The 470-nt window shown below is 54.7% G+C and carries 1 protein-coding gene; it reads left to right on the top strand.

The genetic code is table 11. The annotated features are described in order from the left end of the window. Nucleotides 1-5: 5 nt before the first annotated feature. On the top strand, nt 6-470 hold a 465-nt coding region (locus ACTJLA_RS26810; protein ID WP_440842490.1), incomplete at its 3' end, for an immunoglobulin-like domain-containing protein.

Raw genomic sequence — 470 nt, 5'->3', positions numbered from 1 at the left:
GCAACATCGTTTACACCGCCAGCCTTGTGGATAAAAACGGTGCGCCGGTGACTAACATCACCAACCCGTTGACCGTCACCCTCGATAACGGCAAAACCATCACCATCGGCGTAAACCAATCGAGCGGTAGCGTTTCGGTTATTGCTCCTGATGATGTGTATAAGGGCGACCAAACCGTCACCACGGCTATCAAAGGCGTGACTGGCGGCGAGCATTTTGAAAACCTGGTCCCAGGTACAGATAACGTCATTACAACTGTGACTGATACACCGGGTACCGACAACACCACTACCGTGACACTGACGGCTCCGACCGAGGCGAGCGAAGGTGGTCAGATTACCTACACCGCGACCTTGAGCAACAAGGCTGGCACTGACGTCACCCTGAAGCTGGATAACGGCTCGTCGATCACCATCAAGGCTGGCGAAACCGTTGGTACTGTGACCGTCCCTGCGCCTAACGATGATGTG

This window comes from Pseudomonas sp. 22072 (assembly GCF_052046095.1).
GTDB classification, from domain to species: Bacteria; Pseudomonadota; Gammaproteobacteria; order Pseudomonadales; family Pseudomonadaceae; genus Aquipseudomonas; species Aquipseudomonas paracarnis.
Note: the sequence above shows the minus strand (reverse complement) of the source record. Positions and strands in the feature narration are given on the sequence as shown.